Below are 8,632 nucleotides of genomic sequence, written 5' to 3'. Positions count from 1 at the left end.
TCTTCGTCCGTATAATCGATATTCGTATCATCCGCATTTAAAGCGATAGTCGTTAAGGTCTCCAGATCCGTAACATCGATAATTGTATCTATTCCATCTTCATCAGTATACGTGAACGTACCGTCGGTGTTGGAAATAATAGTAGTTAAGGTTTCCACTAGATTAAGACTCGATAAATCTGCAGTTACTACATTACCATTTTCAATTTCTAGAGATAAGATATTCGTCAAGGCATCAAAAGTGAAATTTTGCAATTGCTGATCATCAGTAGCTGTCAATTCCCATGAATCTCCATCCCAAAAATATATAGTTCCTGTATCTGTATTTACATACAAATCTCCTAAATCTGCACCTGCTGGCGTTGCGACTCCCGGTGCTGATACATCTGTACCTTGGAGTACCTCACAATTACATTGATCTTCTAAGGTCACAGTGGTCTGTGCCATAGAGATACCTGATATTAGTAAAGTAAATAGTACCATTATAAATTTAATGGTATTACCTAAGGTTGTAGTAGTTTGACTCTTCATACTTTTATTATTCAATTCCACCTTCAATAATTCGTTGGTCATATAGGTTTTTCAAAATGTGCTTTCCAGAATCATCCATTCCTTTTTTTATGACAAGGCGGATCATTGGTATTCACACTATACAAATATTGACTATATGTATTGCTCCTTAAAATAAATGTTGTGTAAGCCAATATTTACGCTATATACCTCTATAAAGGTGAGGTTTGGGATTGTTAAATGTTTATGATTTTTGATTGTTGTTCGTCGAAGATGTGCTGCTATTCGGGTAGTTATCGTTACTGAGGAAAACTAAAAAATTTTCGATTTCCTTATTCAAACGACTAAAAAATTTGAATAAAAAGAAGGTGTGAAAAGGTTGATTTTAATTCGAAAATTGATTTTTCCCAACCATTTTCTTTAGGTAGACACCCTTATTTTTATCATTACTAATACACGAAAAAAATGAAATGTAATTAGTTGGGCTTTATGCGGTAAGTTAATTCGCTTGTTTGTTATTACCGTTCTAACTTTTACAAAAAGTCAGAATTCATAAATTCAACAACTGATCTAATTGTATTTCCACACTCTACCAATGGCAAATGCGACTTATCTTGTTATAGTTTTACAACGTTAGTATGAACAGGTTTAAAGTAAGAGTTACACTGTCCTTTATCATACCTATTATAACTTAATACGTATTATACTTAGTGAAAGTCAAGATAGTGTTGCTCCAATTTTTGGACATAACAAAGTGTGCTTTACCACTTGAAATTAAGTAGTAAAGCACACTTTAATTTATTTGAAAGAAAATTAATTTTTCTTAATCCTGTATGTTATTCTTCTGTTTGTAATTACCGTATAGCTTTCAATCATGCTAAAAGGTGAAAATTCTGATGTTGAATTAGATAATGTAGCCGTTGATGTTATGTAATTACCCACATTTATAGGTATTGACATGGGTATTGAAAACTTAAACTTATTTGTATTATCAGTGTTGTTATCCAAATCAGTATATGGTGTTACCATTGAAAACAAATCTGCTGCACTACCTTCGGTAACTGTACCAATATACACCTGACCTTCACCATAATCTGTAGATAAGCCCAATTGATTATCCCCTTCGGTCGCCGTACCTTGATTTACATCGGTTAAGAATATTTCTATGGTAGCGCCTGGGCGTGACCAACCTTCTACCACTAAATTACCTCCTGACATAAATGCTCCTGATATTATAGGAAAGTTTAATAATCCGTTAGGACCTGAATCTGAATCACCTGAATCATTTAAGGTGACTCCATCTCCCAGAGCATCTGATTGATCCAAATCAATACCTAAAGCTGGACTTGAAGTTCCATTGGCGTAAATTGAATTTTGGGAAATTAAATTTCCGCTAGTAGTACCACCAGAAACAACAATTCCTGAGCCACCATTAGATGCTATTATATTTTTTGAAATGGTTGAATTATTACCGTCAAGTTTGATACCTGCATTTGCAACGAAACCAGCACAAAGACCTCCGTTTTGTCCTGAAGTTAAAATGGTATTTTCATTAATCATTAAATTACCTGCATAGCCATCAGCATCAATACCAATTGCGCCTGCTTTTTCGATTAAATTGCCCGCAATAGTAATACCTGAACCATTTTGAATTTTAATATTATCAAAGCAAGCCGCAGTACCATTTTCTGTTATATGATTACCTTGAATCAGTGTACCTGTACCGCCATTAATTAAAATACCCGCATCTGAAGTTGTAGCAATATAGTTATCGCTTATTACTATTTCACCACCAACAACTTCAACGCCAAAATCAATATTTCCAGAATTATTACCTAGTGCATTTACACCAATAAGGTTATTTGTGACTAAAGCGCTACCAGAATTCAAACGAATACCTGCATTGTTATTTGCATAAACCGATACATTTCTAATTGTGGTATTTTGGGCTGCAATTCTTATGACGTCGCCTGCATTTCTATGAATCTGAATTTCCGGATTATCGTAATTAGGTAATGTAATTGCCGAAACCCCAACTGTAGAGCCTCCAAGACCTGTCGTGCCAGTATTTGTATTTCCAGAATACGCTGTTTGTGTTCGTCCATCAATACTTGTAGCATCATCTGTAATTATTGGTAACGTAGAAGTATTGAGTATAAATATATCAAAACGACCAGATGCATAATTTGTATCAGCAACCCTACCCTGAGCATCACCTGCAGGCGGTATCATAAAAATAGAAATATCTTCACCTGCTATTGGGTCAAATATTGAATTCGCCTCAATATCCAAACCTGTATTTCCTAGCGCATTCGAGTTGACTATAAATTGTTGTAATGACCCTTGCCCCTCATCATTTGTATTAACAATGGTATTAAAGTTAAAGCCAAAATTTAAACCAACGATACCTTCATTGGCTATTGCTACGTTAACAACTGTATTTGAATTGGTAAGAGACCCTACCGCAGCATCTGGAATAGAAGGATTCGATCCACCTACTTCATTTACAGGCGAAAAACCTGTTAAAGCACCATAATTAGTTCTATATGTTGAAATTCCTAAACATTCACTACAGGTTGCTCCATTATCTCTCGTTGATTTTACAGTAGCATCCACCACCCTAACCTGATAATTTCCATTAGCCATACCTCCAAAAACATATTGCCCTTGATCATCTGTAATTGAAGTTCTTATTAATGTATTACTAGCATCATACAATTCTACAGTTGCTCCTTCTACTATTTCCCCAGATGATGCAACTAAAGATCTACCATCGCCACCACCATAGTTAACATCTTCAAAAACGTGCCCTGTAATAATGTTAGAAGGCACCTTTAACAATACCGCATTCATAATCACATAATCTTGCCCGACATTAACCGTAGTTGTAGCTGAAGTCTCAGCCACACCAATATAGGCAGATACATCAAAAGTATCGAGATCAAGACCGTAAGATGTCGTGTTGTTAACTACTGGTAAAACCGTATTATCATAAATTGTTGAATTAAAGGGATTGTTCTTTGTAATACCGTCATTATCCCCATCACCATTCAAGATGTTATTTGGAGAACTTGGAGTACTAAACACAAGTGATTCATTATTGGCTAAAGTATCATCACCTTCCCAAGATAAAATAGTTGTTTTAGCCCCTAAAGAACCAATAGAATAAAAGCCGCTTAATGTGAACGAACTTGTAGCCATACCTGACGGGTAGTTTGCGCCACTATCGCCATTGTACCCTTCATATAAATTAATAGTTACCGCAGGCAATGAAGGTTCTTGGTAAAACACCATCAATGACCACCCCCCTAATACCGTAGATGTTGTACAATAAGCCCCGCCATTATCAATACTTAAACCTGAAAAATCAAATACATTTGTTGAAGGTGATGATATACTTGTAACAATTGATGTTACATCTGCTACATACCCAAAAAACTGTAAATTATTTCCATTAAAACTTAAAGCAGATCCATATATTTTCGATGCCTTTACATTAGCTCCTTCAAAAACTACATTGTCATCTGGCACTTGACTTGAGTGTGACCAATATAAATACGCTTTATCTATTACAGCCCCTGCCGGTATTGGCGAAAGTAACGTGTTAGAGGATGTTGTTGTTATGCTACACGGATCAATATCATTTGTATTAGACCTAAGAGAACCACCTGTTGTGGAATAATCGTAATACCCGTTAAATTCATCTGTTAATACTAATGGTGCATTATTAGGTATAGGTACATCTGTATCTGTTATAGCAATACTAGTTGATACTGGATTTACCGTATAACCTACAGATACATTTGAAAAGTTAATAACAAAGTTCTCTGTACTTTCACCATAATCATCATTAATTATAGTTACTGTGATTTGACGTGTCTGTCCAGATACCCCTGAAAATGACAAAGTACCAGAGGTGTTCGTATAATCAAGGCCATTAATAGCAGAACCATCTGCAGTAGCATAATTTACTGTGAAAGGTGAGGTATTTCCTCCGCCATACGTCACATCTACAACTGCATTACCTACTTCTTCAGCTACAGTGGTATTACCAATATTTAAATTAAGTGAGCAGTAACTTATAGCATCTACACTAAAAGTATTTCCATTACCTGAATTACCTCTAATTAAAATATATTCAATTGTACGACTTGCTGTATATGTTACATCTACAGTTGTCCCTTGTGGCGTATTTGTTGAATTAAATTGAACGAGATTATTATATCCAGTGGTTTGTTGGTCCGAGCTATATATTAAAAGACCCGCATTATTTGAATCTCTTCTTAATCTAATCGTTATTTGTGTACCCGCCAAAACCGGATTATCTAACTGCACCACCAATTGCGAATTGGGACCAAAAACAGTATAAATATTATTTGGAGCACCTAAAACCTGATTTGTATTGTTAATATTTGCGGGAAAACTTGTAGCTATAGCATATTCACTACTTGGGCATTGCGCCTGCACCAAATGTACCGCAGAAAATAGGAATAGAAACGCTAATAATATTTTGTTGATCAAAATCTAAACTTTGGTTAGAGTTAAAACTTAATTATTTAACACTCAAAAATAACTTTACACATGTTTAAATGAAAAATTTTGTTGTGTAGAGGCAAAAAGCTAGAGTGAATGCCCATTAAACCAATGTACTAGTACTCTAATTGACTGATAAAATTGACTATTATCGTATAAAAAAAAGCAGCTACCTCTAAGTAACTGCTTTATATTTATTAGGATTAAGTGTGTTTTATTCCAAAATAATAAACTCTGATCTTCTATTGATATCATGTTTAGCAGCAGAACACTTGACCCCATCTGAACACTCGTTTAGTAATTTAGTTTCACCATAACCTTCACTTACCAATCTGTCTTTCGATATGCCTTTTTTGATCATATAATTTACAGTTGACTCAGCTCTTTTTTGAGATAACCAAAGATTATAAGCTGCGGGTCCTCTGCTATCTGTATGTGAATTAACTTTTAATCTCAAACTTGGATATTTTTCCATAGCAGCAACAACTTTTTCTATCTCTACCTCTGAATCTTTTCGAATATCATATTTATCAAAATCAAAATAAATAGTACTTAACTGAAGTAATTTGGCTAAATCATCACCAAAACCAGCCGTAATTTGATCTCTTTCTAAATAAAAATCTATAATTTTAGGCTTGCCATCAGAAACTCCAATATATTCTTCAGAAGGCACATAACCTTCCATTAACGCTCTTACAAAATTACCCTTATTACAATCTAGTTCTAAATTGTAGTTTCCGTCAGAGTCTGTAATCGTTGATAAAACCTCTTCGTTGTTTTCGTCAATAACCTTAATAGTTGCACCTACTAAAACCTCATTAGAAATTTTATCTCTTACGGTACCGGTAATTTTTTGAATACAGTCAAATTCTAAAGGTCTTGTTTCTGTAAAACTGTAAATATCATCATAACCTAAACCTTCTTCTCGATTTGATGCTACGTAGCCAGTTCTTAATTCTTCATTAAAAATAAACGTGAAATCGTCGCTATTACTATTTACAGGCTCACCAACATTTAACACTTTACCGGTAAAATCTTGTCCTTTAATTTTTGTCGCGAAAATATCTAAACCCCCAAGCCCTGGATGACCGTCTGATGAAAAATATAATATTTCTTCACTTGTAATGTAAGGGAAAGTTTCTCTTGCTTCTGTATTAATATTAGGTCCTAAATTTTGAGGCGCACCAAATGAACGATCTTCATTAATAGCAACCATATACAAATCGGATTCGCCCAATGTACCTGGCATGTCTGAGGCAAAATATAATGTCTTTTCATCAGGACTCAAAGCCGGGTTTGCAACAGAATAAGAGTCACTATTAAAAGGTAGCTCTTCAACTTCTCCCCAAATACCCTCATCTGTTAATACAGCTCTTAAAACCTTTAGTCTAACTATACCTTTATCGTCTTTTACAGTTTTTCTCTTTTCAGAGTTGTTTCGTGTAAAGTACATGGTCTGACCGTCTTTAGTAACTACAGATGTAGACTCGTGATAGCGTGTATTTACATTTTCGCCTAATTTTTTTACATGATTTATAGATGAGCTATCCGCATTTACTTCATATAAATCTAAAAAGTCTTTTGCATTCCAAGTATGGCGATATCTCGCAAAATTACCTGTGTCTCTATCAGAAGAAAATATTAATCCTTCTTTATAAAATGAAGGTGCAAAATCTGAATATGGAGAGTTATATTCAAAAGGACCTAAATTATATCTGCCAGAATTTTTCTCAATTTCTGACATAAAATCACGGTCGGCATTAAATGCATTCGCACGACCATCACTTTTAGTGATTTCCATAAATTTATTCATGACATCACTTGAAGTATTATAATCGCCTAAAGTTTTAAGAGACTGGGCGTATTTAAAATAATCTTCTGCAGTTACTTCTGCCGAATAATCTGATACCAACTGCTTATAAGTTTCAGCAGCATCTTTATAATCGGCGTTATAATAGTATGAATTACCTAATTTTCTTAGCAAATCTGCCGATACAAATCCTTTATCTAATACCTTTTTATAAATATCTATTGCCGGACTAAAAGAATACGAATCGAACTTTTCGTTTCCTTTTTGAATAAGACGTTCTTGAGCTTTAGTTAATCCATGAAAGAATAACAACAATACTAAAATAAACTTGAATTTATGTTTCATATATAAGTTTGCCATTTAGAAAAAACGAGGTGAAACCAATCTTTGAAATGATTTTACCAATTCATATCTTAAGAGAACTTCAAATGAACCATCGTTGAATTGAGTACCTCCCAAATCTGTTGTTTCTCTATCATATGCTAAACCAATCATAAATTGATCTGAAATTTGGAAACCAGCCATTGCACTAACTGCTGCATCCCATCTATATGCTGCCCCGAAAGTAAATTTCTCATTAAACATAAAATTTGCAGAAAAATCAACCTGTAATGGTGCTCCCCCAACAACTTTAGTAAGTAAAGCTGGCTTAAATTTTAAATTACCATTTAAATCAAAAACATACCCGGTAATTAAGTAGAAATTAATTCTCTCTTTTGATAAAAACTGTACACTATTCGCATCTCTTTGAGAATTATCAAAATGTTCCGTTTGAAATAAATTCGGAGCTGAAAGTCCCGCATAAAAAGCATTGGAATGATAATAAAGACCTACACCAACATTTGGTGAAAATCTATTCTCTATATTATCAGAATCTACAGGTTCAGAATCAAAATTACGAAGTTGGTTAAAATCTAAATTTAATAAGTTACCTCCCGCTTTTAATCCAAAAGACAATTTACCTTCTGCAGAGACGTCAATGGTATAGGACACCACAGCATCAAAATATGTTTCTTGAACTACGCCATTCCCTATCTCATCATTAACAATCGAAACACCATAACCAAGTTTACTATTTCTAATAGGTGACTGAATATTTAATGTTTGGGTTTTTGGTGCTCCTTCGAGACCTACCCATTGAGATCTATATAACCCTGTAATGCTTAACTGACCTCTAGAGCCAGCGTATGCCGGATTGACACTCATTGTATTGAACATATACTGAGTATACTGTGCATCTTGCTGGGCAACGGCGCTACTAAACATTAGCAACAAACCTCCAAACAGGATTAAAAACTTATTTTTAATATTCATATTTTATAAACTATTATCTACTAATATACAGATATTCACTATCTACTTTATTTACTCCTTCAAAGGTAGTATAATCAAATATATAGAAATATATTCCGGCTGGAAGATAATCATCTGTACTTAACGTAGACCTACCTCTTGATCTACCATCAAATACATTATTTTGATTATTGTAATTTTCACCTTCGTAAACAGCAACTCCCCATCTATTAAATATCTTTAAAGTGCTGTTGCGAATCTTATCTACACCTCTAATGAATAAGAACTCATTTCTACCATCTCCATTTGGCGTTACCATTTGATTTACTTCAATTGGGTCGTCGTCTGTTTCTGTAGGATTATTATCAACAACTATAATTTCTACCGTAGCCGTGTCACAGTTTCCTTCAGCATCACATACCGTATATTCTATAACATCGGTTCCTTCAAAACCATCATTTGGTGTATACGTAATGGTATCATCAGA

The 8,632-nt window shown here is 34.2% G+C and carries 5 protein-coding genes; all 5 read right to left on the bottom strand.

What is annotated here, in order from left to right; translation table 11 throughout:
- Nucleotides 1-572, bottom strand: a 572-nt coding sequence (locus ACEN2N_RS18815) for a hypothetical protein (RefSeq protein ID WP_441825773.1), incomplete at its 3' end; no start/stop codon positions are given.
- Between the two features lie 750 nt (nt 573-1,322).
- Nucleotides 1,323-5,030 (bottom strand): beta strand repeat-containing protein, encoded by a 3,708-nt coding sequence (locus ACEN2N_RS18810; RefSeq protein WP_441825772.1) that lies wholly within the window; start codon nt 5,028-5,030, stop codon nt 1,323-1,325.
- A 226-nt stretch (nt 5,031-5,256) separates the two neighbouring features.
- Entirely contained in the window at nt 5,257-7,197 is a 1,941-nt protein-coding gene (locus tag ACEN2N_RS18805) for an OmpA family protein (RefSeq protein ID WP_441825771.1), read from the bottom strand.
- A gap of 15 nt (nt 7,198-7,212) precedes the next feature.
- Nucleotides 7,213-8,166: a PorP/SprF family type IX secretion system membrane protein gene (locus ACEN2N_RS18800; RefSeq protein WP_441825770.1), complete on the bottom strand. Its 954-nt coding sequence runs from the start codon at nt 8,164-8,166 to the stop codon at nt 7,213-7,215.
- A gap of 13 nt (nt 8,167-8,179) precedes the next feature.
- Nucleotides 8,180-8,632 (bottom strand): gliding motility-associated C-terminal domain-containing protein (locus ACEN2N_RS18795; RefSeq protein ID WP_441825769.1); only part of this gene is annotated, 453 nt, incomplete at its 5' end.

Origin of the sequence: Maribacter spongiicola (genome assembly GCF_052119685.1) — a bacterium.
Taxonomy (GTDB): Bacteria; Bacteroidota; Bacteroidia; order Flavobacteriales; family Flavobacteriaceae; genus Maribacter; species Maribacter spongiicola_A.
Note: the sequence above shows the minus strand (reverse complement) of the source record. Positions and strands in the feature narration are given on the sequence as shown.